Source organism: Streptosporangium sp. H16, assembly GCF_051918855.1.
GTDB lineage: Bacteria > Actinomycetota > Actinomycetes > Streptosporangiales > Streptosporangiaceae > Streptosporangium.
In genome coordinates, this window is the sequence record NZ_JBPXMD010000004.1 from 298,730 (window position 1) to 320,571 (window position 21,842).

20 protein-coding genes are annotated in these 21,842 nt (G+C 72.8%); 7 read left to right on the plus strand and 13 right to left on the minus strand.

Translation table 11 applies throughout. From position 1 onward, the window contains the following. Positions 1–56: 56 nt before the first annotated feature. The 3 genes from ACTOQ2_RS09425 to ACTOQ2_RS09435 are packed head-to-tail and all read right to left on the minus strand — an operon-like array spanning position 57 to position 2,982. Positions 57–1,004, minus strand: coding sequence for a VWA domain-containing protein (locus ACTOQ2_RS09425; RefSeq protein WP_440099271.1), 948 nt, complete (start codon positions 1,002–1,004; stop codon positions 57–59). Further along, entirely contained in the window at positions 1,001–1,981 is a 981-nt protein-coding gene (locus ACTOQ2_RS09430; protein WP_440099272.1) for a DUF58 domain-containing protein, read from the minus strand. Before ACTOQ2_RS09430 ends, ACTOQ2_RS09425 begins: the two co-directional genes overlap by 4 nt. Next, complete coding sequence (locus ACTOQ2_RS09435; RefSeq protein WP_440099273.1) at positions 1,978–2,982, minus strand: AAA family ATPase; 1,005 nt, start codon at positions 2,980–2,982, stop codon at positions 1,978–1,980. The genes ACTOQ2_RS09430 and ACTOQ2_RS09435 overlap by 4 nt, the downstream gene beginning before the upstream one ends. A gap of 192 nt (positions 2,983–3,174) precedes the next feature. Between ACTOQ2_RS09435 and ACTOQ2_RS09440 the strand changes: the two genes are divergently transcribed. The 7 genes from ACTOQ2_RS09440 to ACTOQ2_RS09470 all read left to right on the plus strand — a co-directional run bounded on the left by ACTOQ2_RS09440 (position 3,175) and on the right by ACTOQ2_RS09470 (position 10,099). Continuing rightward, positions 3,175–3,939 carry a hypothetical protein gene (locus ACTOQ2_RS09440; RefSeq protein ID WP_440099274.1) on the plus strand — a complete coding sequence of 255 codons (765 nt, stop codon included), beginning with the start codon at positions 3,175–3,177 and terminating at the stop codon, positions 3,937–3,939. Between the two features lie 253 nt (positions 3,940–4,192). Further along, on the plus strand, positions 4,193–4,801 hold the full coding sequence (locus ACTOQ2_RS09445) for a PadR family transcriptional regulator (RefSeq protein WP_440099275.1): 609 nt from the start codon (positions 4,193–4,195) through the stop codon (positions 4,799–4,801). Between the two features lies 1 nt (position 4,802). After that, positions 4,803–6,248 (plus strand): FAD-dependent oxidoreductase, encoded by a 1,446-nt coding sequence (locus tag ACTOQ2_RS09450; RefSeq protein ID WP_440099276.1) that lies wholly within the window; start codon positions 4,803–4,805, stop codon positions 6,246–6,248. Positions 6,249–6,342: 94 nt separating this feature from the next. After that, positions 6,343–7,299 carry a DUF2268 domain-containing protein gene (locus ACTOQ2_RS09455; RefSeq protein WP_440099277.1) on the plus strand — a complete coding sequence of 319 codons (957 nt, stop codon included), beginning with the start codon at positions 6,343–6,345 and terminating at the stop codon, positions 7,297–7,299. Between the two features lie 76 nt (positions 7,300–7,375). Continuing rightward, on the plus strand, positions 7,376–7,768 hold the full coding sequence (locus tag ACTOQ2_RS09460) for a ChaB family protein (protein ID WP_440099278.1): 393 nt from the start codon (positions 7,376–7,378) through the stop codon (positions 7,766–7,768). Positions 7,769–7,958: 190 nt separating this feature from the next. Next, positions 7,959–9,617 carry a catalase gene (locus ACTOQ2_RS09465; RefSeq protein ID WP_440099279.1) on the plus strand — a complete coding sequence of 553 codons (1,659 nt, stop codon included), beginning with the start codon at positions 7,959–7,961 and terminating at the stop codon, positions 9,615–9,617. 209 nt (positions 9,618–9,826) lie between these two features. Next, on the plus strand, positions 9,827–10,099 hold the full coding sequence (locus ACTOQ2_RS09470) for a WhiB family transcriptional regulator (RefSeq protein WP_362686321.1): 273 nt from the start codon (positions 9,827–9,829) through the stop codon (positions 10,097–10,099). Between the two features lie 90 nt (positions 10,100–10,189). Here ACTOQ2_RS09470 and ACTOQ2_RS09475 read toward each other — a convergent pair whose 3' ends face one another. From ACTOQ2_RS09475 to ACTOQ2_RS09520, 10 genes are all read right to left on the minus strand, one after another. Beyond that, positions 10,190–11,194: a DUF72 domain-containing protein gene (locus ACTOQ2_RS09475; protein WP_440099280.1), complete on the minus strand. Its 1,005-nt coding sequence runs from the start codon at positions 11,192–11,194 to the stop codon at positions 10,190–10,192. A 30-nt stretch (positions 11,195–11,224) separates the two neighbouring features. Next, positions 11,225–12,283, minus strand: a complete 1,059-nt coding sequence (locus ACTOQ2_RS09480) for an NAD-dependent epimerase/dehydratase family protein (protein ID WP_440099281.1) — start codon at positions 12,281–12,283, stop codon at positions 11,225–11,227. 244 nt (positions 12,284–12,527) lie between these two features. Further along, positions 12,528–13,349: a DUF3152 domain-containing protein gene (locus ACTOQ2_RS09485; RefSeq protein WP_440099282.1), complete on the minus strand. Its 822-nt coding sequence runs from the start codon at positions 13,347–13,349 to the stop codon at positions 12,528–12,530. A gap of 302 nt (positions 13,350–13,651) precedes the next feature. Beyond that, positions 13,652–14,596, minus strand: coding sequence for a bis(hydroxyethyl) terephthalate hydrolase (bdeA, locus tag ACTOQ2_RS09490; protein ID WP_440099376.1), 945 nt, complete (start codon positions 14,594–14,596; stop codon positions 13,652–13,654). 220 nt (positions 14,597–14,816) lie between these two features. After that, positions 14,817–17,630, minus strand: coding sequence for an AAA family ATPase (locus tag ACTOQ2_RS09495; RefSeq protein ID WP_440099283.1), 2,814 nt, complete (start codon positions 17,628–17,630; stop codon positions 14,817–14,819). A gap of 298 nt (positions 17,631–17,928) precedes the next feature. Next, positions 17,929–19,608, minus strand: a complete 1,680-nt coding sequence (gene ptsP, locus ACTOQ2_RS09500) for a phosphoenolpyruvate--protein phosphotransferase (protein ID WP_440099284.1) — start codon at positions 19,606–19,608, stop codon at positions 17,929–17,931. Beyond that, positions 19,601–19,906: an HPr family phosphocarrier protein gene (locus ACTOQ2_RS09505; protein WP_362686345.1), complete on the minus strand. Its 306-nt coding sequence runs from the start codon at positions 19,904–19,906 to the stop codon at positions 19,601–19,603. The genes ptsP and ACTOQ2_RS09505 overlap by 8 nt, the downstream gene beginning before the upstream one ends. Positions 19,907–20,052: 146 nt before the next feature. Continuing rightward, positions 20,053–21,084: a zinc-dependent dehydrogenase gene (locus ACTOQ2_RS09510; protein WP_362846881.1), complete on the minus strand. Its 1,032-nt coding sequence runs from the start codon at positions 21,082–21,084 to the stop codon at positions 20,053–20,055. Beyond that, complete coding sequence (locus ACTOQ2_RS09515; protein WP_440099285.1) at positions 21,081–21,539, minus strand: PTS sugar transporter subunit IIA; 459 nt, start codon at positions 21,537–21,539, stop codon at positions 21,081–21,083. The genes ACTOQ2_RS09510 and ACTOQ2_RS09515 overlap by 4 nt, the downstream gene beginning before the upstream one ends. Beyond that, complete coding sequence (locus ACTOQ2_RS09520) at positions 21,532–21,840, minus strand: PTS lactose transporter subunit IIB (RefSeq protein ID WP_344744158.1); 309 nt, start codon at positions 21,838–21,840, stop codon at positions 21,532–21,534. Before ACTOQ2_RS09520 ends, ACTOQ2_RS09515 begins: the two co-directional genes overlap by 8 nt. Between the last annotated feature and the right edge of the window lie 2 nt (positions 21,841–21,842).

Sequence of the window (21,842 nt, forward strand, 5' to 3'; positions counted from 1 at the left end):
GCCCCCGGCGGCGCCCCCACCCGTACGCCCGCCCTCACCGGGTGAGGGGCACGAGGTCAGGGGATCCGCGACCCCAGCAGCAGGGCCACCCCGGCGGTCAGCAGCCCGGCCAGGATCGCCGCCACCACGAACCACTGGGTGATCTCCTGGTTGACCGTCCGGTAGCCCAGCGAGGTGCCGATCTGCTCGTACACCTGCTTCAGCTCGCTGCCCGACTCCGCCTCGTAGGCCCGGCCGCCCGTGCCCTCCGACAGGGTCTGCAGGGTGGCCTTGTTCACCGGTACGTTCACGTCGCGGCCGTCGATCGAGACCGTCCCCTCCTGGGTGCCGTAGGCGATCGTGGAGACCGGGACCCGTACGCTCTTGGCCGAGTCGATCGCCTCGGCCACCGAACGTCCCGAGGTGTTGTCGCCGTCGGACAGCAGCACGATCGCGGCCGGGGGCGGGTCGGTCACCGCCTGCTGGTCGAAGGAGCGCAGCGACTCCAGGGAGCTGAACACCGCCTCGCCGATCGCGGTGCCCGCCCGGGTGGTCAGGGTGCCGAGGGAGGTGCCGACCGCCTGGTGGTCGGTGGTGGGCGAGACCACGACCGACGCGGAACGGGCGAAGGCGACCAGTCCGACGTTGAACCGTTCCGGCAGGTCCGCGACGAACTTCTGGGCGGCCTCCTTGGCCGCGGTGATCCGGTTCGGCTGGACGTCGTCGGCCTCCATCGACAGCGAGACGTCCAGCGCGATGATGATCGTCGCCCGGTCGCGGGGAACGCGCACCGAGTCGGCGGGACGGGCCGCGCCCACGATCAGCAGGCTCATCATGACGAGGAACAGCGCCGGGGCCACGTGCCGCCGCCAGCCGGGCCCGGCGGGGGACACCAGCGTCAGCAGGGGCAGGTTGGTGAAGCGCAGCGCGTAGCGGCGCCGGGCGAACTGGGCGGCCACGTAGCCCGCCACCAGCAGCGCCAGCGCGGCGAACAGCCACAGCCAGACCGGAGAGAGGAAGGTCACCGTGTCGCTCCCGACCTCGGGGGCCGATGGGTCAGGTGCGCCATGCGACGCTGCCGCAGCACGAACTGCGCGATGTCGAACACCCAGTCGCGGTCGGTGCGCAACACCAGGTGGGCCACCCCGCAGCGGCGCAACGCCACCTGGTTGGTCATCCGCTGAGCGGCGGCGGCCTCCGCGTACGCCCGGCGGACCCTGGGCGTGAGCTGGATCTCGCGGCTCCGCCCCGTCTCCGGGTCGGTCATGCTGACCAGCCCGACCGGCGGCAGCTCCAGCTCGCGAGGGTCGATCACCTCGACGGCCAGCACCTGGTGGTGGGCGGCCAGCCGGCGGATCGGCCGCTCCCAGGGCAGCTCCAGGCCGGGATCGAGGGTGGGCTCGGGGTCGAGGAAGTCGGAGACGATCACCCGCAGGCCGCGCCGCCGCCGCGCCGAGGCGAGGATCTCGATCGCCTCGGCCAGGTCGGGGGCACCGGCGACGGCGCGGCCCCTGGGGGCGTCCATCAGCGAGTGCAGCAGGCCGTACAGCGCCGGACGGCCGCTCCTGGCGGGCATCCGGTGGACGTACTCGTCGTGCAGGACGTACGTGCCGAAGCGGTTGCCGATCCGGCCCGACAGGAAGCCGATCGCCCCGACGGCGGCCACGACCAGGTCCCGCTTCTCCATGCCGGCGGTGCCGAAGTCCATGCTGGGCGACAGGTCCGCCAGGGCCCAGGTCTCCAGTTCCCGGTCGGCGATCAGGTCGCGCACGTGCGGGACGGTCGTGCGGGCGGTCACCGCCCAGTCCATCCGCCGGATGTCGTCCTCGCCGGGCACGTAGACCCGGCTGTCGCCGAACTCGCTCCCCGGACCGGGGAGGAGTCCCTGGTGGGCGCCCTGCAGCAGCCCGTCCAGGCGCCGGACGATGGTGAGCTCCAGCCGCCGCAACGCCTGCTCGGCCGTACTCAGGTCAGGATCGCCGGCGCCTTCGAGGCCGGTCACCGGGGGCCCTGGTTCCAGACGACCAGCGGCGGCGGCACGGCGGCGAGGACCTGGCGGACCACGTCCTCGGGGTCGATCCCGTCGGCGATGGCGTCGAAGGTGAGCATCAGCCGGTGGGACATCACGTCCACCGCCACGTCGCGCACGTCGTCGGGGAGCAGGTAGTCGCGGCCGCGCAGCAGCGCCAGGCCGCGTCCCGCGGCGACCAGGCCGAGGGTGGCCCGGGGGCTCACGCCGATCTCGATGTTCTCCTGCAGCTCGGCCAGGCCGTACTCGGCGGGGGAGCGGGTGGCCATCACGAGCCTGACCACGTAGTCGGCGACGAGCTGGTGGACCGAGACCTGGTCGGCCATGGCCTGCAGCGTGGCCAGCCGCGCGGGGTCGAGCACCGGCCTGGGGGTCGGCGGGGTCACGCTCATCCGGTGCAGGATCTCCAGCTCCTCGTGGGCGCTGGGATGGGTGACGCGGACCTTGAACAGGAACCGGTCGCGCTGGACCTCGGGGAGGGGGTAGACGCCCTCCGACTCGATCGGGTTCTGGGTGGCCAGCACGATGAACGGCCTCGGCAGCGGATGGGTCTCCCCGGCGAGGGTCACCTGCCGCTCGGCCATGACCTCCAGCAGCGCCGACTGGACCTTGGCCGGGGCCCTGTTGATCTCATCGGCGAGCAGGAAGTTGACGAACACCGGGCCGAGCTCGACGTCGAAGGCCTCGCGGGAGGGGTGGTACACCCGGGTTCCCACGATGTCGCTCGGGACCAGGTCCGGGGTGAACTGGATGCGGGCGAACTCCCCGCCGACCACCGTGGCCAGGGTCGAGGCCGCCAGGGTCTTGGCCACCCCCGGCACCCCCTCCAGCAGGCAGTGGCCCCTGGCCAGGAGCGCCACGAGCAGCCGCTCCACCATGTGCTCCTGCCCGACGATGACCCGCCGGACCTCGGTCAGGGCGTCGCGCAGCAGTCCGGTGTCGGTCTCGCTCGGCAGTTCTTCGGCGACGGTCATGTCGGTATTCCATCAAATGAAATGGCGGCTCGCACGACGGGCCCGCTCCGTATTTCCTGACAGTGCCCGCCGCGTGCCCGCCGCGTGCCCGCCGCGTGCCCGCAATACGCCCCCGGCGTGCCCCGCGTGCCCGCGGGGCGGCCCGATCCCGGCGGCCCGCGGGGCGTGGTGTGATCGGCCGGGTGTGCTTTCATGTCAGACGTGGCCACTCCACTCCAGTACGGTGACCCGCCCCAGCTGGGGCCCTTCCTCGTGCAGGCCCGCCTGCGCGTGGGACCCGCCGGGCTGGTCTACCTCGGGCTGGCGCCCGACGGCCGGGCCGTCTCGGTCGCGGTGCTGACCAAGGGGGCGGCGCTCGACCCGGCGGCCCGCGACCGCTTCGTCACCGGGGTCCGCGACGCGACGGCGAGCCGTTCCGGCGTGCGGGGCTGGGTGGCCAGGGCGACACGTGCGCGCACCGCGGTGGCCGACACGGTCCCGCAGGTGCTGGCGATGGACGGCGGGAGCGCCCCGTGGGTGGCCACGCCGTACGAGCCCGACAGGGCCGGGGCGGAGCGGTTCCTCGAACCGGTGCTGGTCAGCGGCACGCTGATCGGCGAGCAGCACGGCCCCGACTTCGCGCCGCACTGGGTGGGCGACCGCTCGCCCGCGCTGCCCGCGCCGCCCAAGGGCGCTCCGCCGCCGACCGAGACCCGCAGGTCCGTGATCATCGCCGGGGTCGTGCTGGCCGCGCTGCTCGTGCTGCTGGCGGTGATGGTCTGGTTCCTGCTGCGCAGGGAAGACGATTTCGAGCCGTTGCCGAGGCCGCTGCCGCCCACGGTGTTCGTCCCGACCCCGCCGCCGGTCCCGGCGACGCCCGAGCCGGGCCGGCCCACCCCGTCGCCGTCGCCGAGCCAGAGCGGGACCGGCACGCCCGGCCCGCAGGAGGGCGACGAGAACGAGGGCGAGCCCATCTAGGGATGCCCGCCCGGGGCGTCCGGACGCACCGGGGCCGGATACGCCCGGGGCCCGAAGCGAGCCGGGCGGATGCCCAGGTGGGGAGATCGCACTCCCCTGTCGAACTGGCCTGTCCGGGCGAGGTACGCCCGTCGCGCCTGAAGTGAGCCGGGTGTGTGTCCAGGGAGAGGTCCCGTGGGTCTTCTCCGCTTCACTACTCGTTTGCGAGTACTCATGTTTGACTATCCTTACCTACTCGTGTTTGAGTAGTCGCATGAGTAGTACGCGATTGTTCATCCTGGGGGCGCTGGCCCGCAGGGGGCCGATGCACGGCCACCAGATCCGGCAGAGCGCGCAGACGGACAGGACCGAGCTGTGGACCGACATCAAGGTCGGGTCCCTGTACGGGGCGCTGCACCGGATGGAGGCCGAAGGGGTGATCGAGACGGTGCGCACCGAGCAGCAGGGCAACCTCCCGGCACGGACCGTCTACGCGATCACCGAGGACGGCGGGCTGGAGCTGGAGTCGCTGCGCGAGGCGGCCCTGCGCGACACCCGCCTGCGGCCCGATCCCGTGGACCTCGCTCTCCAGCTCAGCTCCGACATGGGCGAGGGGGAGCTGCGGGCCGTCATCGAGGACCGGCACCGCAAGCTCACCGCCGAGCTCCAGACCTGGCAGCGGCTGAGGGAGGCGGCCACCCCCCACCTCCGCGGCCTCGAACCACTCGGCTTCGACCACACCCTCGTCCGCCTGCGGGCGGAGATCGCCTGGCACGAGACGCTGCTCGACGAACTGCCCCGGCTCCTCGGCGCCGCCGGGGGATCCCCCGGGACGCCCCCCGGCGACAACGACGGCGGCGACAACGACGGCGAAGGAGCCTGACATGCCCGCGAAACCACTCGACGTCCTCGTCGTCGGAGGCGGCATAGGAGGCCTGGCGCTGGCCCAGGCGCTGTCACCCTCCGGGGTGAACGTCCAGGTCTACGAGCGCGAGCGCGAAGCCGCCGGCTGGGTGCGGGGCTACCGCATCCACCTGAACCAGATCGGCAGCCGGGCGTTGCACCGGTGCCTGCCGGGCCCGCTGTGGGAGGCGTTCCTCGCCACCTCCGGCCACCCCGGCCCCGGCTTCGGCTTCCACACCCACCGGCTGCGAGAACTCGTGTTCGTGGAGGAGAGCGTGATGACCGGCGGGGCCGCCGACCCCTCGGGAGGCCAGTACGCGGTCAGCCGCACCACCCTGCGCAGGCTCCTGCTGGCCGGGCTGGAGGGCGTCGTCCACCACGGCAGGACCTTCCAGCGCTACGAGGTGAGGCCGGACGGCAGGATCGTCGCCTTCTTCGCCGACGGCACCTCGGCCACCGGGGACGTGCTGGTCGGCGCGGACGGTGCCGGCTCGCGCGTACGCGGCCAGTATCTGCCGCGGGCCCGCCGCGTCGACACCGGCGCGCTCGCGATCGGCGCCCGGCTGCCGCTGGACGACCGGGTCCGCGGGTGGCTGCCCGGAAACCTCGCCGACGGGCTCAACCTCATCCTGCCGCCGAGCGGGAGCGCCATGTTCACCGCGGCCTTCAACGGCAGGCGCAGGGCGGATCGCCTCCTCGCGCGGGGGGCGGGTCCCGGTTCCGCCCGCGAGCCCGGGGCCGCCGGAGGAACCGCGCGGGAAGGGGGCCTCGCCGAGCTGGAGACCGGCCTCGCCGGGTTCGGGCTCGACCTGAGGTCCCTGGCCGACGATCTCCAGGACTACGTGCTGTGGGCCTTCGTCGCCCCTCACGGGGCCTATCCGGCCGGGGCCGCGGACCTCGACGGCGACGGGCTCAAGGCTCTGGCCGGGACGATGACCTCCGGCTGGCACCCCGACCTGCGCCGCCTGGTCGCCGAGGCCGACCCGGCCAGTGTCCAGTTGATGCCGTTCAAGACCTCCGTCCCCGTCGGCCCGTGGCCCGCGACGCCGGTGACGCTGCTCGGGGACGCCATCCACAACATGACGCCCGCGATGGGCTTCGGCGCCAACACGGCGCTGCGCGACGCCGCCCTGCTGGCGAGCAGGCTGGTGGCGTTCCAGCGGGGCCGGGGCAGCCTGACGGAGGCCATAGGCGGCTACGAGACCCGGATGCGCGAGTACGGCTTCGGTGCCGTCCGCACCTCCGCGAGGTTCGCGGAATTCATGATCTCCGGCAGCCCTCTCGTCCGGCGCGGTGCGAAGGCCTGGTTCCGCCTGTGCGACACCCTGCCGCCGGTCAAGCGGATGAGCTTCGGCCGCCTGTGGACCGACGGCGCGGCAGGGGAAGGGGAGGCGGGACCGGCCAGGGAGGCGGTGGCGCGCCCCTGAGGGCGGGCGATCCGTAACCGGCGCCGCGTTCCCCCGGGTCCTCGCCGGTAATTCGCTTGAATCTCCCGTAACGGGAGACTTTACCATCGCGGCCATGGAAATCACCGTTCACGACACCCCGCGGGCCATGCTGGACCTGGCGAATCTCCCGCTGGAGCGGCGCCCGGAGGCGCTGCGCGCGATGCTGGCGCCCATGCGCGAGGCCATTCCCATGCCCGGCGACCTCGTCGACATCCACCACATGGGCGGCGGCTTCCGCGTGGACCGTGACGACGACCGCCACCTCCCCGCGCTGCGGCGGCTGGTCGAGCAGGACGTGCGCGGCCGGATCGAGGACGCCCTGCGGTCCGCCTGGAGGCATCTCGGCGACGCGGTGCCGGACCTCAAGGGGCCGGAGAGCCTGCGGGTCATGCTCGTGCTCGGCGACCCCGGCGACGCGTACCTCATGGACGTCGCCGGCGGCTACTACGGCATGGGCGGCTCGCCGGGCTGGCTCTACCTGCTGGCCTGGCCCTCGGACGACGTCATCGGCAGGATCGCCCACTGCGCGGTGCACGAGTTCCACCACCAGGTGCGCTACCACAACGTGGAGTGGAACCCCGCGACGGTCACGGTCGGCGAGCACGTCGTGTCCGAGGGGCTGGCGGAGGCGTTCGTCAGGGAGTTGTCCGGCCCCGAGGCCATGGGCCCGTGGTCGGGGATGGTGACCGGCGCGGAGCTCGACCGCGCGTACGAGACGATCATCGCGGCCGCCGGTCTGCGGGGCATGTGGAACACCCCGGCCTACGTGCTGGGCGACGCGGCCATGCGCAGGTTCGGCCAGGAACCGGCCGGTGTTCCCGACATGGCCGGTTACGGGGTGGGACTGCGCATCGTGGACGCCCACCTGGCCGCGTCCGGCCTGACGGTCGCGCAGAGCACGGTGCTGCCCGGGGAGGAGATCCTGCGCAACGCCGGGGTGACCGTCCAGCCGCCCCCGCCGTCCCAGAAGTCCCAGGTGGTCTCCGGGGTCTCGGCGGGGGGCGACGAATCCCTGCCGGGCGGGAGGTGACGGCATGATCGACGATCGGGCGGGCATGTCGCCGTTGAGGTTTTGACCTGCGAGGAAGAGGAGAGGTGACCACGCGATGCCGGCACGCGAGGAGATCCCGACCACCCTGCGGCGTTCGCCGAAGAAGGCGCAGGAGACGTGGATCAAGGCACATGACTCCGCGGTGGAGACCTACGGGGAGGGGGAGCGGGCGCACCGCACGGCGTTCGCCGCGCTGAAGCACTCCTTCGAGAAGGTCGGCGACCGCTGGGAGCCGAAGGGCCGCAAGGGCCCGTCCGACGCCCAGGCCGCCCGGAGCAGGCCCAAGGCGGGCAAGACCGCCGAGGGGGTGGACGCCAACGCCTCCAAGCAGCACCTGTACGACGTGGCCAGGCGCCTGGACGTCAGGGGGCGGTCCACGATGTCGAAGGAGGAGCTGGTCTCGGCCATCATGAAGGCGAACCGGCGGGCCACGGCGAAGGCCCGCTGAGCTCCTGAGCGCCGGATACCCACCCGGGGGCCGTGTTCCCGGGTGGGCATCGTCCTGCGTAAATCACTGCCCCTTTTTACGAAGATTTTCTTCCTTATCGCCATAAAGCGCCTTATGTCGGATAAGCGTGCCGTGTATCGATGTGTATATCGCACGCCGAAGCGACCGCGGCAGGGAAGGAAGCGTCGTCATGACGGATGTGTCGAGCACGGGACCCCAGCCGGGCGATGACCGTCCGGTCCTGACGAATCGTCAGGGGCACCAGGTCTACGACAACCAGAACCAGCGCACGGTCGGCGCGAGGGGACCGGCCACGCTGGAGAACTACCAGTTCCTGGAGAAGATCAGCCACTTCGACCGCGAGCGCATCCCCGAGCGGGTGGTCCACGCCCGGGGGACGACCGCCTACGGCCACTTCGAGGCCTACGGCAAGCTCGGCGACGAGCCGATCGGCCGCTACACGCGGGCGAAGCTCTTCCAGGAGGCCGGCAAGCGGACCGACGTGGCCGTGCGGTTCTCCACGGTGATCGGCGGCAGGGACTCCTCGGAGGCCGCCCGCGACCCGCGCGGGTTCGCGGTGAAGTTCTACACCGAGGACGGCAACTGGGACCTCGTCGGCAACAACCTCGGCGTCTTCTTCATCAGGGACGCCATCAAGTTCCCCGACGTGATCCACGCGCTCAAGCCGGACCCGGTGACGTTCAGGCAGGAGCCCGGCCGGATCTTCGACTTCATGTCGCAGACGCCGGAGAGCATGCACATGATCGTCAACCTGTTCAGCCCGCGCGGCATCCCCACCGACTACCGGCACATGCAGGGCTTCGGCGTCAACACCTACAAGTGGGTGAACGACCGGGGCGAGACCCACCTGGTCAAGTACCACTGGATGCCCAAGCAGGGCGTGCGCAGCATGACCGCCGAGGACGCCGCCGCCGTACAGGGGCAGGAGCTCGGGCACGCCACCAAGGACCTGCGCGAGGCGATCGACCGGGGCGACCACCCCGAGTGGGAGCTGCTCGTGCAGATCATGAGCGACGACGAGCACCCCGAGCTGGACTTCGACCCGCTGGACGACACCAAGGTGTGGCCGGAGAACGAGTTCCCGCCCATGCCGGTCGGCAGGATGGTCCTGGACCGCAACGTGGCCAACAACTTCGCCGAGAACGAGCAGATCTCCTTCGGCACCGGCGTCCTGGTCGACGGTCTCGACTTCTCCGACGACAAGATGCTGGTGGGCCGCACGTTCTCCTACAGCGACACCCAGCGCCACCGGGTGGGCCCGAACTACCTGCAGCTGCCGGTCAACCAGGCCAAGAACGCCGAGGTGCGCACCAACCAGCGCGACGGCCAGATGACCTACCACGTCGACGGGCAGGGCGAGAACCCGCACGTCAACTACGAGCCGTCCATCACCGGGGGGCTCAGGGAGGGACGGTACCCCACCCACGACGAGCAGGGGCCGGTCGTCTCGGGGCGGCTGACCCGCAAGCGCATCCCTCGGACCAACGACTACACCCAGGCGGGCCAGCGCTACCTGCTGATGGAGGAATGGGAGCGCGACGACCTCGTGCTCAACTTCGTCGGCATGCTGAGACAGGCCGACCGGGCCGTCCAGGAGCGCATGGTCTGGCACTTCCTGATGGTCGAGGACGACCTCGGGCTCAGGGTCGGGGAGGGACTCGGGATCGGCCCCGACGACGTCTCCCACCTGGAGCCCCTGGCCGGCCAGGACCTGGGCGACGAGGACCGCGAGCGGATGTCCGGACTCGGCAAGAACGGGCCGCGCGACGTGACCGGCCTGAAGATGACCCACTGCGTGCCCGACGAGAGGACGCGGGCGCAGTTGTAGGACCCGTCGCCGGGTCGGAGCGGGCCGCGCTCCGGCCCGGCGCGGAGGGGAGTCGTGAACGGAGGTGACGGCGTCGGGACAGCACGAAATCCTCGGTCAAGGTCGCCCGATTTTTCCGCTTAAAAGGTATGAATGCCATTACAGCGGGCACGCGATCCTCAACCTGAGCCGCCGACACCTGAGCCTTTCCTACTCCCAATTGGATCGCCATGCCTGTTAAGAGCAACGTCATTCCGATCATCCACTGGTCCCGCCGCTCGTCCTGCCTCAGCGAGGACCCCGAGCTTTTCTTCCCCGTGTCCTACGAGGGGCCGGGCCGTGAGCAGTACGAGCGCGCCAGGGCGGTGTGCCGCCGGTGCCCGGTGCGCGGGCGCTGCCTGGAGTACGCGTTGAACACCCAGCAGATGTACGGCGTCTGGGGAGGAACCACCCCGGAGGAGCGCAGGGCCGCCATGACCGGGGAGAGGCGCAGGGTCAGATAACGCCTTCCGCGGCGACGGGCCGTCCCGGCCTCCTCCGTATTTTCCAGGTTCAGGGTCCCCGCGTCTCCCGGTCCTTTTCCGCGTCGGCCGTCAGCCGGCCATCCGGCCCTTCACGGGCCTGCCCGCTCCGCCCTGCCCGCCCGGCGCGTAGTCCAGGGCGATCTGCCCGCCAGGCTCGCCGGTTTCACCCCGCTCCCCGGTCTCCTCGCGCTCCCCGGTCTCCCCGACGAGGGCGCGGAGCCGGCCGGCGTTGCGCTGGGAGTTGTCCGCGCAGCAGTTGTTGAAGAGCACGTGGGTCTCCTCGGCCCCCTCCGCGAGTTCCAGGACCCTGGCCGCCCACCGCGCGAGCTCCGCCTCCGAGTACATGTACGCGAAGCGCTCGTCGACGTTCTTGCTGGTCCACTTGTCGGAGTGCCCGTGCAGCCGCAGCACGGCGAGGCCGGAGGTCGCGGCCAGGACCGGCGGGATCGACGAGGTGTGCCCCTGGGGCATGTCGACCCCCACGTACGCGAGATCGTGCCCGGCGAGGAAGGCCAGGGTGTCCTCGCGGTTCTCCTCGTCCATCCAGGTGCGGTTGCGGAACTCGACGCTGACGCGCATCGGCGCGCAGCGCCGGGCGCACTCCAGGATGTAGCGCCTGTTGCCCTCCCCGATCGGGAACCACGGCGGGAACTGGAAGAGCACCGCCCCCAGCTTGCCCGCCTCGTGCAGCGGTTCCAGCGCGCCGAGGAACCGCCGCCAGACCTCGTCGGTGATCTCCCGCGGCACGTCCTTCGGGTAGAGGTTGCGCTGCGGGGGCGCGCCGAGGTTCTCCCGCAGGTCCTTGTAGAGGGAGGCGGGCCGGGTGGGATGCCCGGTCAGCAGGGAGAACGCCTTGACGTCGAAGGTGAAGTCCGCGGGCGTACGGTCGCGCCACGCCTCCACGGTGCTCTGTGACGGCGGGTGGTAGTAGGTGGCGTCCACCTCGGCGATCGGGAACCTCGTCGCGTAGTAGGCCAGGCGTTTCGCCGGGGTGGAGGCGTCGGGGGGATACCAGCCCGACTCCAGCAGCGACCGGTGCGTCCACGAGGCCGTGCCCACGAGGATCCTGCCCATACCCGCGTCCTCCCTCACGCCGCCGGGCCGCTAGGGCCTTCCACCGACGCCGCCGGCCAGCTCACCCAGGCGCGCGGGCCCTCCGGTGCTCGGCGACAGCGGCGGGGTGTCCATACCCTCGGCGCCCTCGGCGCCCCGCAGTCCCTCGAACAGCGCTTTCATCGCCTCCACCGCCGTGTGGCGCGGCTGCCAGCCCAGCTCGGCGCGGGCGCGGCCGATGTCCATGATCGGCATTCTGAGCACCAGGTCGACCAGGCCCGGCGAGGCGGGGATCAGTCTCATGTGCCAGGCCGCGGCGACGGTGCTCCTGAGCGCCCAGCCCGAGACGGGAACCAGCCGGGCACCGAGCAGTTCGGCCAGCACCGAGGGCTCGATCACCGGGTCGGCGGCGATGTTGAAGGCGCCCGACACCGGCCGGGTGACCGCCAGCCGGTAGGCCTCGCCGACGTCGTCGGTGTGGACCGTCTGGAAGCGGAGCCCGGGAGTGTCGGGCACGAACGGGATCAGGCTCGGCCGCACCAGCCGCTGAGGCACGAACGGCCCGCCGAACAGGCGCCGCTGCCCGACCGCCGCCTCCCGCTTGAAGATGAACCCCGGCCGCAACCGCACGACCCTGATGCCGGGGTGGTCACGCTCGAACAGGTCGAGCACCCGCTCCACGTAGGCCTTCTCCCGGCCGTAGGCGACACCTGGCCAGCCATGGGTCGGCCAGTCCTCGGTGACTGCCCGGTCCTTGGGAGCGGAGGAGTAGGCGCCCACCGAGGAGGCGTGCACGAGCGTGGAGACACCCGCCCGCGCGGCGGCCTCGAAGACCCTGATGCTGCCCAGGACGTTGTTCCGCCAGGTCGTCACCGGGGCACGGGTGGGCTGGAACAGCCACGCCAGGTGGACGACCGCGTCGGCTCCCTCCAGGTGTGGCGCCAGGTCGCCGCCGGCGACGTCGACGGTCCGCCAGGTGGTCTTGGGCGGATTCCAGTCCGGCTGCCTGCGGGCCAGGCCCACGACGGATGTGACGTCCTGATCGGCCGCGAGGGCGGACACCACGCTCGTGCCCACGTTTCCTGTCGCGCCGACGACTACTACTCGCATGCCTACCGGGTGCCCCGGGAGGGCCCGGTGAATCCATCCTCACGACTGCTTTGCCGTACGAGGAGACGATCCGGCGACACGCGATCGCCGCGTCCGGCCGTTCGGGGGCGTCGTCCACCGGCCGGGCCGGACGCGGGGCCGGGTCCGTCGCCCGCCGTCCGGGCCGGCCCCGGACCGTCGCGCCCAGGGTTCCCGGAGCCGCCCGCGAGGGGCGGCGGGGAGACGGCGGCGAGACGGCGGCGGGTCAGCGCCGGGGGGACGGCCAGGGGTTGGGGCGGCAGCCGTACAGGGACTTGGTCTGCTGGAGCATCACCGGCGCCCGCCGGCCGCGCCCCGGGCAGGAGACGTGGCCGTGGCCGAGGCCGTGGCCGACCTCGTGGCTGATGACGTACTCGCGGTAGGAGGCCACGTCGCGGCCGTAGCCGGTCGCCCCGCTGTTCCAGCGGACCGCGTTGATGACCGCGCGCCCGCCGTTCCAGCAGGAGAGGATGCCGTTGGTGCGCATCGGCAGGCACCGCCTGTCGGTCGTCTCGGGGCTGTTCAGCGAGACCCTGATCCTCACCGGGCCGTGGGCCACCCGCTTGAACCGGTACCCCCAGCCGCGCGGGTCGTTGAGGATCCGGTGCACCTCGGCGGCGAACTCCTCCACCTCGAACGGCAGGCCCCGCTCGACCTCCACCACGTACCGGATCACCTTGCCCTTCCCCCTGGGAGGCCGGGCCTCGCCGGGGGCGACGGTGTAGCGGCCCTTGGCCGACCGGGGAACCCTCACCTTCAGCGGCTGCTGCCGGCCGTTGGCGAGCAGCAGCGGCTCCTTGGCCGGTGACGGGGGCGTGGGACCGGCGGAGTTCGCGGGCGCGGCCGTGTCTCGAAGGTCCTGGGGTTGCGGCGGCGGGGTCGGCGTCGCGGGCACCGCCGGTATCCCGGGCGGGGCGGCGTCAGGAGGCACGGGCCTGTCGGGAACGGGTTCGAGGTGACCGCTCAGCACCGTGGCCCCACCGGCTGTGAAGGTGACCACGATGCTCAGCGCGAGAAGCCACAGAACGGTCTTAGGGTCACGTCTCATTGCGTTCCTGGGCATAGACCGTAAACCTTATTGCCCCTCGGCGGTAACTGATCAAACCAGGAGAAAATCCGTCATATGACGGCGGTGCCGGGGAACTTCGGGGGGTACGCCGACGGCGGCCGCATGCTGCGGCCGCCGTCGGATCAGGAGTTTTGTGGGCTTAAAAAGCCTTTTGTTAGCTTAACGGATGGTTTGCTGACCTATGTCGTCGAGCGTCACCGGCTGTCGCAGGGAACCACCGGCCGGCGGCGGGGGCCGCGGCCGGTGTCGTGGCCCGGTGGCGGTCCTGCGGTCCCGCGGTATTACGAGTGCGGGCAGGTGTCCCGGTACTCGGAGATGCTCAGGCTGACCTGGGGCGCCGGGCACAGGAACTGCTCGTAGCGGGTGTCGTCGTCGATGAAGCGCTTCATCCACGAGACGCTGTACTTGGCGATCGTCGTGTTGGAGGAGTTGGGCGCGAAGTGGCTGGCGCCGTTGAGCTCCAGGTACGCCTTCTCCGAGGAGGCGGGGATGCTGTTGTAGAACGGCTTGGAGTGCAGGGTCACCGAGGCGATCGAGTCGTTCTCCGCGCCGATGATCATTGTCGGGACGCGCACGTCCGACCAGCTCTTGGTCGTGTGCCACGGGGTCAGCGGGATGGCCGCCTGCAGCTGCGGCCGGCTGTCGGCGGCCGCCAGCGTGCCGCCGCCGCCCATCGAGTGCCCGGCGACGCCGAGCCTGCTCGCGTCGACCCGGTTCGCGACCGAGCTCTCCCGCGTGAGGTAGTCGAGCGCGGCCAGCAGCTGCCGTCCTCGGCTGGCGGGCTGGTCGGAGCGGGTGATGGTGTCGATGTTGAAGACGACGAAGCCGTGGGAGGCCAGCCGCGAAGCGAGCCAGGCCATGGTGGACCTGCTCGCGGTGTATCCGGGGGCGATGGCGATCCCGCCGAACGTCCCCTCGGCGGTGGACGTCGGGTAGTAGATCGTGCCTCCGCCGAAGCCGCTCACCCGCAGCGAGGAGACGGTGGTCTCCGAGATCGAGAACGGTCCTCTGACCGCCTCGATGCTGGAGTTGGTCGGGTCGGGGCCGCGGTCGTAGGGACCGGCGGAGGCGGCCTGCGCGGCGGGGGCCGCGACGGCCTGCGCGGCGGGCGCGAGGGTCCCGCCGGTGCCGAGCAGAGCGAGTGCGAGGGTCAGCGTGGCGACCGTCGTCGCCCGGCGGGAACGCCTGGGCGCGGGGGCCTGGGGGGTGGTGCCGTACGGCTGCACGTTGCTGTACTCCGTTCCTGTGGGGGGAACCACGGCGATACGGCGGTCGAGGCTGACGGCCGTTCGTCGCGCGTCGGCCCGCCACCGGGAACGGCGGCGGTACGGTCAGCGCACCGGGGTGACCCCTCGGGTTTCTGACAGACGCAACTTTCTCCCTGTCAGCCCCGGAGTGCATCGGTGAAATCACCCGTACTCCATCGCACTGGTCAACACCGGTGAATCACGACATCAACCGCACCAGTTCCACCCGGGAGCGGATGTCGAGCTTGGCGAAGATGTTCCTGAGGTGGTGCTCGACGGTCCTCGGGCTCAGGAAGAGCCGGGCCGCCACCTCCCGGTTGGTGGCGCCGTCCGCCACGATGCGCGCGATCTGGTACTGCTGCGCGGTGAGCTTCTCCGTGGCCTTCGGGCGGTGCGACCGGACGGCCTCTCCCGCCCCGCGCAGCTCGGCGCGGGCCTGCTCGGCCCAGAGCCGCGCGCCGGAGCGCTCGAACGTCTCCAGCGCGCTGTGCAGGTGCTCCCTGGCCGCGCCCGGACGCCGGTTCCTGCGCAGCGCGCTGCCGAAGAGCAACTGGGTGCGGGCCGTCTCGAACTCGGAGAACCCCTGGTGGTGCAGGTCGAGCGCGGCCCTGAAGTACTCCTCGGCGTCGCCGGGGGCGGCCAGGAGCGCGTGGCAGCGCGTGGCCAGCGCGCGCCGGTCGGGACTTCGGGTGCTGCCCACCCAGCGGTCGAGCACCCGCAGCGCCTCCCCTGCCCGCTCCCGGTCGCCCGTGCGCGCGGCGGCCTCGACGAACAGGGGGGTCGACATGACCCGCACGACGAGGTGGCCGCTGGTCCCGTCCGCCCTGGTCGTGGCCCGCAGCCGCTTGGCGGCGTCGGCGTGCCGGCCCGCCGCGAGGTCGAGGTGGGCCAGCGCCCAGGTGCCGAGCGCTCCCGCCACGCACACGCCGTGGGCGCCCGCCAGCTCGATGGCGCTCGCCGCCCTGATCGCGCACGTCTCCTCGTCCCCCTCGACGGCCGCGGTGAGGGCCAGCCACCCCAGGTGCTGGCCCGCGCTGTTGGGCCGCCCGCGCTCCTGGGCCAGCCGGAGCCCCTCGACGGCGCTGGCGGTGATGGAGGCGTAGCGGCCCATCCAGAGCTCGGCATTGATCATGAACTCCAGGACCTGCGGCACCGTGGAGACCGCCCCGCGGGCGCGCGCCGTCTCCACCGCCCGGCCGCACAACCGCACCGCCTGCGCGTCGTCGCCGAGCAGCAGGCTGGCCACGCCCGCCCACACCAGCACCGAGGGGGTGCGCACCGAGGGCGCGAGCTCCAGCACCCGGCGGAGCGGATCGGCCGCCTCCCGGTGACGGCCGTCGAAGGTCGCCGCCGTGCCGGCCAGATACTCGAACATCAGCTGGGTGGCCGCCGGGTCGTCCGGGCGGCGCAGCGTGGCGGCCCACCGCGCCATGTCCAGGTAGCGAAGGTTGTCGCCGGCCAGGTAGCTCGCCTCGCCCGCGCGGATGAGCACCCGCACGGCCTGCCCCCGGTCCCTGTCCAGCAGCGACTCGGCCGCCGCCAGCAGGTCCTCCCCGGCACTGCCGGTCTTCCCGCTGCGCATCTCCAGGCTGCCGCGGATGAGCTCGGCCTGGCTGCGCACCTCCTCGGAGATCGTCAGCGACTGCAGGCGGGTGAGCAACGACCGGGCGCGGCGGGGCAGGCCCGCGTGCCAGGCGCGGTTGGCGGCCGCGGCCAGCCGCGCGGCCTTGACGTCGCCGTGCTCGGTCAGCTCGGCCGCCCGCTCGAAGGCGAGGAAGGTCGCCGGGTGGCCGCCGGGGGAGGTCGCCGCCGCCGCGGCCGCCGCCAGCTCGTCGGCGAGCGACTCGGCGGGGCCGTCCATCGCGGCGGCCCGGTGCCAGGCCCGCCGCAGCCGCTGGTGGTCGTGGCACAGCATGCCCGCGAGCAGGCGGTGCGCGGCGCGGCGGCGGGCGAGGGAGGCGCCGGCGTAGACGACCGTCCGCATCGCCGGTTCGCGGAAGTCGTAGCGGTCACCGGCGCCGGCGCCGGCACCGCCGCCGCCGACATGGACGATCACCCCCGCCCGCTCCGCCGGTTCCAGCGCGGCCGGCGCGCACTCCGGCTCCGCCGCGTCGGCCAGGGTGACCGTCTCCAGGTCGGGATCCGCCGCTAGCAGCAGGAGCATGTCCGCGGTCTCGCCGGGCAGCCGCGCCAGCCGGTCGGTGTACGCGCGCCAGAGCCGCCCGCCCCTCGGCAGGGTTCCGGGCGGGGCGGCGACGCCGGAGATCTGCTCGGGGCTCAGCGACCTGGCGAGCTCTCCGAGCGCCAGCGGGTTGCCGCAGGCGATCTCCAGCAGCGACGCCCGTACGTCGTCGGCCAGTCCCGGCACCAGGTCGTCGGCGAGCCGCCTGGCGGCCTTCTCGTCCAGGGCGCCCAGCTCGAACGCCGGTATGTCGTCGGGGGCGGCTGCGCCGCCGTCGCCGCCGTCGTCGGCCCCGAACAGCAGCACGACCGGTTCCCCCGCCAGCCGTCTGGCCGCGAAGAAGAGCGCCGCGCGGCTGGGCGCGTCGAGGTGGTGAACGTCGTCGACGCAGGCCAGCACCGGGCCACCGGCCGCCGCCAGGAGGTTGAGGACCGCCGCGGGAAGCGTCAGCCCGCCGTCCGCCGCGCCCAGCTCCAGCGCCCGGGTCAGCGCCTCCGCCTGCGCGGGGGGGAGCGCGGGGAGCCGGTCGGTGACCGGCCTGAGCAGGCCGTGCAGCCCGGCGTACGGCAGGTGCGACTCCGCCTCGGTACCGCGCACCCTGAGCACGACGAAACCGCCCGTGCCGCCCGTGCCGCCGGGGTTGTCGGTGCCGCCCGCGTGGGCCGCCGCGAGGTCGAGCAGCGCGGTCTTTCCCGTGCCCCGCGCCCCCCGCAGGATCGCCGCGCCCCCGGAGCCGCGCCGGGCGGCGTCGAGCAATCGCAACAGCGCGTCCTGCTCCGTGTCACGGCCGTGCAGCACCGGTGACCGGGTGGCGGCGGAGGGGGAGGGCATCCCTCAGTGTTACGCGCGTGTGTCGCGCCTGGAAAGAGCGCGTGGCGGGGTTCCCCACCGGCCTCCGCCGACCTGCGCCGGTGTACCGGTGGCCCAGGAAAGACCGGTGATTTCACCGATGCGCGCCGAGGGGATCCCGGACGGGTCCCGGGCGGACCTCGGGCGGATCTTCAGCGGACACCAGGCGGGATCCGGGTGGACTCCGCGCGGGTTCCGGGGAGGGGCCGCGGAGTGGAGGGGGCCGGACCGGCGGGGGCCGGCCCGGCCGAGGGGTGGGGCCGGGGTGGGGCCGGGGCGCTCACCGGTCCGGGGCGATCGCCTTCCTGGCCTGTCCGGGGTCGTCGGCGGCCAGGGCGATCCGGGCGTTGTCGCGGCACCGCTGCAGGGAGTGGGCGGCGAGAGCCTCCCGCACCGGGGAGATCCCTGGTGCGGACATCGACAGGCTGGTGACGCCCAGGCCGACCAGGACGGTCGCCAGAAGCGGGTCGGCCGCCGCCTCGCCGCACACGCCGACGGGCTTGCCCGCCGCTCGCCCGGCGGCCGCGCAGTCGGCGATCAGCTGGAGCAGCGCGGCCTGCCAGGGGTCGAGCAGGTCGGCGAGTTCCCCGTGCTGCCGGTCGGAGGCGAAGGTGTACTGGCTCAGGTCGTTGGTACCGATGCTCAGGAAGTCGAGTTCCTCCAGCAGACGCCCGGCGCGCAGCGCGGCGGCGGGGACCTCCACCATCGCCCCGACGCGCGTGATCCCCCGGGCACGGGCCCGCCCGGCGAAGCCGGCGGCCTCGGCCACCGTCGTCACCATGGGCGCCATCACCCACGGCTCGGTCCCGGTCACGCGGGCCGCCTCGGCGATGGCGTCGAGCTGGGCGTCGAGCACCTCGGGCCTGACCCGGGAGACCCGCAGTCCCCGTACGCCCAGCGCCGGGTTGGTCTCCCCGGCCAGCCCGAGGAACGGCAGCGGCTTGTCCGTGCCCGCGTCGAGGGTACGGACCACGACGTGCCCGCCGGGGGCGGCGCGCAGGACCGCGGCGTAGGCGGCCACCTGCTCCTCGCGGCTCGGCTCCTCGCGCCGGTCCAGGAAGAGGAACTCCGTGCGGAACAGCCCCACCCCCTCGGCGTCCACGCCCCCGGCCCCCTCCGCCGGGGGAACCCGGTCCGGCGGTGCGAGGTCGGCCGCCGAACCGATGTTGAGCAGCAGCTTGACCGGGTGGCCGTCGGAGGTCCGGCCGGGGCCCCGGACGGTGCCCGTCCGGCGGCGGTCGGCCTCGGCCCGGCGCTGGATCTCGGCGGCGGCCCCCTCGCCGATGCCGACCTCCACCTCGCCCCGCAGGCCGTCGACCGACACCCACGTCCCCTCGCCGATGTCGCCCGCCCCCCGGCAGGCGACCACGGCGGGCAGGCCGCGGGCACGGGCCAGGATGGCGGTGTGGCTGGTCGGGCCGCCCTTCTCGGTGACGAGGGCGAGGACGGACCCGGGATCCAGGTTCACCGTGTCGGCGGGGGACAGATCCGCGGCGACCAGGACGAACGGGTGACCCGGGTCGGGCACCCCGGGGACGGGCAGGCCCAGCACCGCCGCCACGGCCCGGTTGCGGATGTCGTCGAGGTCCGCGGCACGCTCGGCGAAGTAGCCGCCCGCCGCCACCAGCGCGCGCCGGTGGTGGGCGCAGGCCTCGTCGATGGCGTGCGCCGCGTCCTTTCCCGACCTGACGTTCGCCTCCACGGACTCGTGCAGGCCGGGGTCGTCGGCGATGAAGGACTGCGCCTCCAGGATCGCCCTCGCGTCGGCGTCGGGCGCCTTTTCCGCCCGCGCCGCCAGCTCGGAGACCGTGGCCCGCAGCGCGTGCATCGCCCGGTCGAGCTCGGCGCCGGCGTCGGTGACGGGGGAGGGCGCGGGCAGCTCCGGCGGGCCCGCCATCCGGCAGACCCGCCCGGCGGCCCGGCCCGAGCTCACGCCCAGGCCACTGAGCGTCTCAGCCACGGGAGGTCTCCCCGGCGCCACGAGGGGCCTCTTCGGCGTCGAGGTCGCGGGCGAGCAGCTCGGCGAGGGAGTCGAGCGCCTCGTCGGCGCCCGGTCCCTCCGCCTCGATCGTGACCTCCGTGCCGTGCGTGGCGCCCAGCGCCAGCACGGCGAGCATGCTGTTCGCCGGTACGGGCTTGCCGTCCCCGACGCGGATGCGGACGGGCATCCCCTGCTTGGCCGCGGCCTGCACGAAGATCTTCGCGGGCCGGGCGTGAAGGCCCGTGCGTGAGGCGACGACCACTGTCCTCTCCGGCATCTCCGGTTCTCCTTCTGCGCGTTCTGCGAGTGGTGCGAGCTTGAGGGGGCCCGCGCGAGTTCGGCGGGCCTGTCCGGGCCTGTCGTGTGTGGGGGGCGGCCCCTTCCGCCGGGCTTGGCGGAAGGGGCGTGGGAGACCGGAGCCGGTCAGGGTTCGATGGTCACCTTGATGGCCTCGCCCCTGCTGACGATGTCGATCCCCTCCAGGACCTCCGCGAGCGGCAGCCGGTGCGTGATGAGGTCGGCGACCGGCACCGAGCCGTCGGCGATCAGCCGCAGGGCCCGGGCGTTGTGCGCCGGGCTGGACCCGTTGGCGCCGACGATGGTCAGCTCCCGGTAGTGGACCAGGTTGGAGTCGCACTGGATGATCGGGTTGTCCTTGGGCAGGCCGCCGAAGAAGCTGATCCGTCCCTGTCGGGCCGCCATCCGCAGCGCCTGCTCCTGGGCGGCGCCGGAGGCGGCGGCGGTGATGACGACGTCGGCCCCCCTGCCGTCGGTGAGCTTGAGCACCTGCTCGACGACGTCCTCGCCGTGGACGACCGCGTCCGGGTGGACCAGCCCCGCGGCCATTTCCAGCCGCCCGGCGTTGATGTCGACGAGGAAGACCCGCGCCGCGCCCCGCGCCCGCGCCAGCCGCACGTGCAGGCAGCCGATCGGGCCAGAGCCCATGATCACCACATCGTCGCCCTCGCCCACGCGGGCCAGCTCCTGGCCGTTGAGCACGCAGGCCAGCGGCTCGGCCACCGACGCCTCGGCGAAACCGACGCCGTCGGGGACGCGGTTGACACCGTCGACCGCGAGGACCTTCGCCGGGATGATCATGTACTCGGCGAACCCGCCGTCGTAGTGGTAGCCCATCGACTCCTGGTTCGGGCAGACGGTCATCCGGCCCCGGCGGCACTCCGCGCACTTCCCGCAGGGGATCGCGGCGATCACCTGCACCCGGTCGCCCGGCGCCCACTCGCCCGCGTCGACGGCCTCGACCACCTCGCCGGCGATCTCGTGCCCCATGACCCTGGGCGGCTTGATGTGGTGGTGACCGTGCTTGAGGATCTTCGCGTCGGTGCCGCAGGTCGAGCAGTTGCGCACGCGTATCTTGATCTCGCCTGGTCCGGTGACGGGTTCCGGCGCCTCCTCGACGCGGATGTCGCCAGGGGCGTAGAAACGGGCGACCTTCACTGTGCTTCGTCCTCTTCGTTCGGTTGCAGCAGCCGGACCACCTCGGCGACCTCCGTCGCCTCGCGAAGGGCCCGAGCCTGGTCGGGATCCATCAGGATCTGGGCGAGTTCGGCGAGCAGCCGTACGTGGCCGTCGCCCTTGGCGGCGATGCCGATGCACACCGTCACCTGGTCGCCGTCCCAGTCGACACCGCCGGGAAAGCGCACGACGCTGATGGCGTCGTGCCGGACGGCGTCCTTGGCGGCCAGGGTGCCGTGCGGGATGGCGACCCCCTCGCCGACGTAGGTGGAGATCGAGCGCTCCCGTTCGAGCATGGTGTCGATGTATGCGCTCTCCACCGCGCCGACGGCGAGCAGGGCCTCCCCGCACTGCCGGATCGCGTCGTCGCGGTCGGCGGCCGAGGCCGCCAGCCGGATGGCGCGCGGGTCCAGCGGCAGCGGCGCCGTCTCAGGCATTGACGGTGCCACCACTCTTGATCGTGCTGACCAGCCTGGTCACCGCCGGGTCCCCGATGAAGACCTGGAACGGGATCAGCACCTTGTCCGGGGCCCCGGCCCTGGCCCGGTTCGCCAGGCCGGCGTGGCAGACCACCACGTCGGCGTCGGCGGGGATCGAGTTGACCGGGGTGTGCTCCACCTGGACGTTCTGGTCCTTCAGCTGCTTGCGGAGCTGGGTGGCGAGCATGACGCTGCTGCCCATGCCCGCGTCGCAGGCCACGACGATCTTGTGGATGTCCTTGCTCTCGATGCTGGCCATCG

Coding starts and splice junctions, on each gene's coding strand:
- ACTOQ2_RS09435 (WP_440099273.1), bottom strand. CDS start 2,982: ATGACCGTCGCCGAAGAACTGCCGAGCGAGACCGACACCGGACTGCTG.
- ACTOQ2_RS09480 (WP_440099281.1), bottom strand. CDS start 12,283: ATGCGAGTAGTAGTCGTCGGCGCGACAGGAAACGTGGGCACGAGCGTG.
- ACTOQ2_RS09440 (WP_440099274.1), top strand. CDS start 3,175: ATGTCAGACGTGGCCACTCCACTCCAGTACGGTGACCCGCCCCAGCTG.
- ACTOQ2_RS09455 (WP_440099277.1), top strand. CDS start 6,343: ATGGAAATCACCGTTCACGACACCCCGCGGGCCATGCTGGACCTGGCG.
- ACTOQ2_RS09450 (WP_440099276.1), top strand. CDS start 4,803: ATGCCCGCGAAACCACTCGACGTCCTCGTCGTCGGAGGCGGCATAGGA.
- ACTOQ2_RS09470 (WP_362686321.1), top strand. CDS start 9,827: ATGCCTGTTAAGAGCAACGTCATTCCGATCATCCACTGGTCCCGCCGC.
- ACTOQ2_RS09520 (WP_344744158.1), bottom strand. CDS start 21,840: ATGGCCAGCATCGAGAGCAAGGACATCCACAAGATCGTCGTGGCCTGC.
- ACTOQ2_RS09460 (WP_440099278.1), top strand. CDS start 7,376: ATGCCGGCACGCGAGGAGATCCCGACCACCCTGCGGCGTTCGCCGAAG.
- ACTOQ2_RS09485 (WP_440099282.1), bottom strand. CDS start 13,349: ATGAGACGTGACCCTAAGACCGTTCTGTGGCTTCTCGCGCTGAGCATC.
- ACTOQ2_RS09445 (WP_440099275.1), top strand. CDS start 4,193: ATGAGTAGTACGCGATTGTTCATCCTGGGGGCGCTGGCCCGCAGGGGG.
- ACTOQ2_RS09465 (WP_440099279.1), top strand. CDS start 7,959: ATGACGGATGTGTCGAGCACGGGACCCCAGCCGGGCGATGACCGTCCG.
- ACTOQ2_RS09495 (WP_440099283.1), bottom strand. CDS start 17,630: ATGCCCTCCCCCTCCGCCGCCACCCGGTCACCGGTGCTGCACGGCCGT.
- ACTOQ2_RS09475 (WP_440099280.1), bottom strand. CDS start 11,194: ATGGGCAGGATCCTCGTGGGCACGGCCTCGTGGACGCACCGGTCGCTG.
- ACTOQ2_RS09505 (WP_362686345.1), bottom strand. CDS start 19,906: ATGCCGGAGAGGACAGTGGTCGTCGCCTCACGCACGGGCCTTCACGCC.
- ACTOQ2_RS09515 (WP_440099285.1), bottom strand. CDS start 21,539: ATGCCTGAGACGGCGCCGCTGCCGCTGGACCCGCGCGCCATCCGGCTG.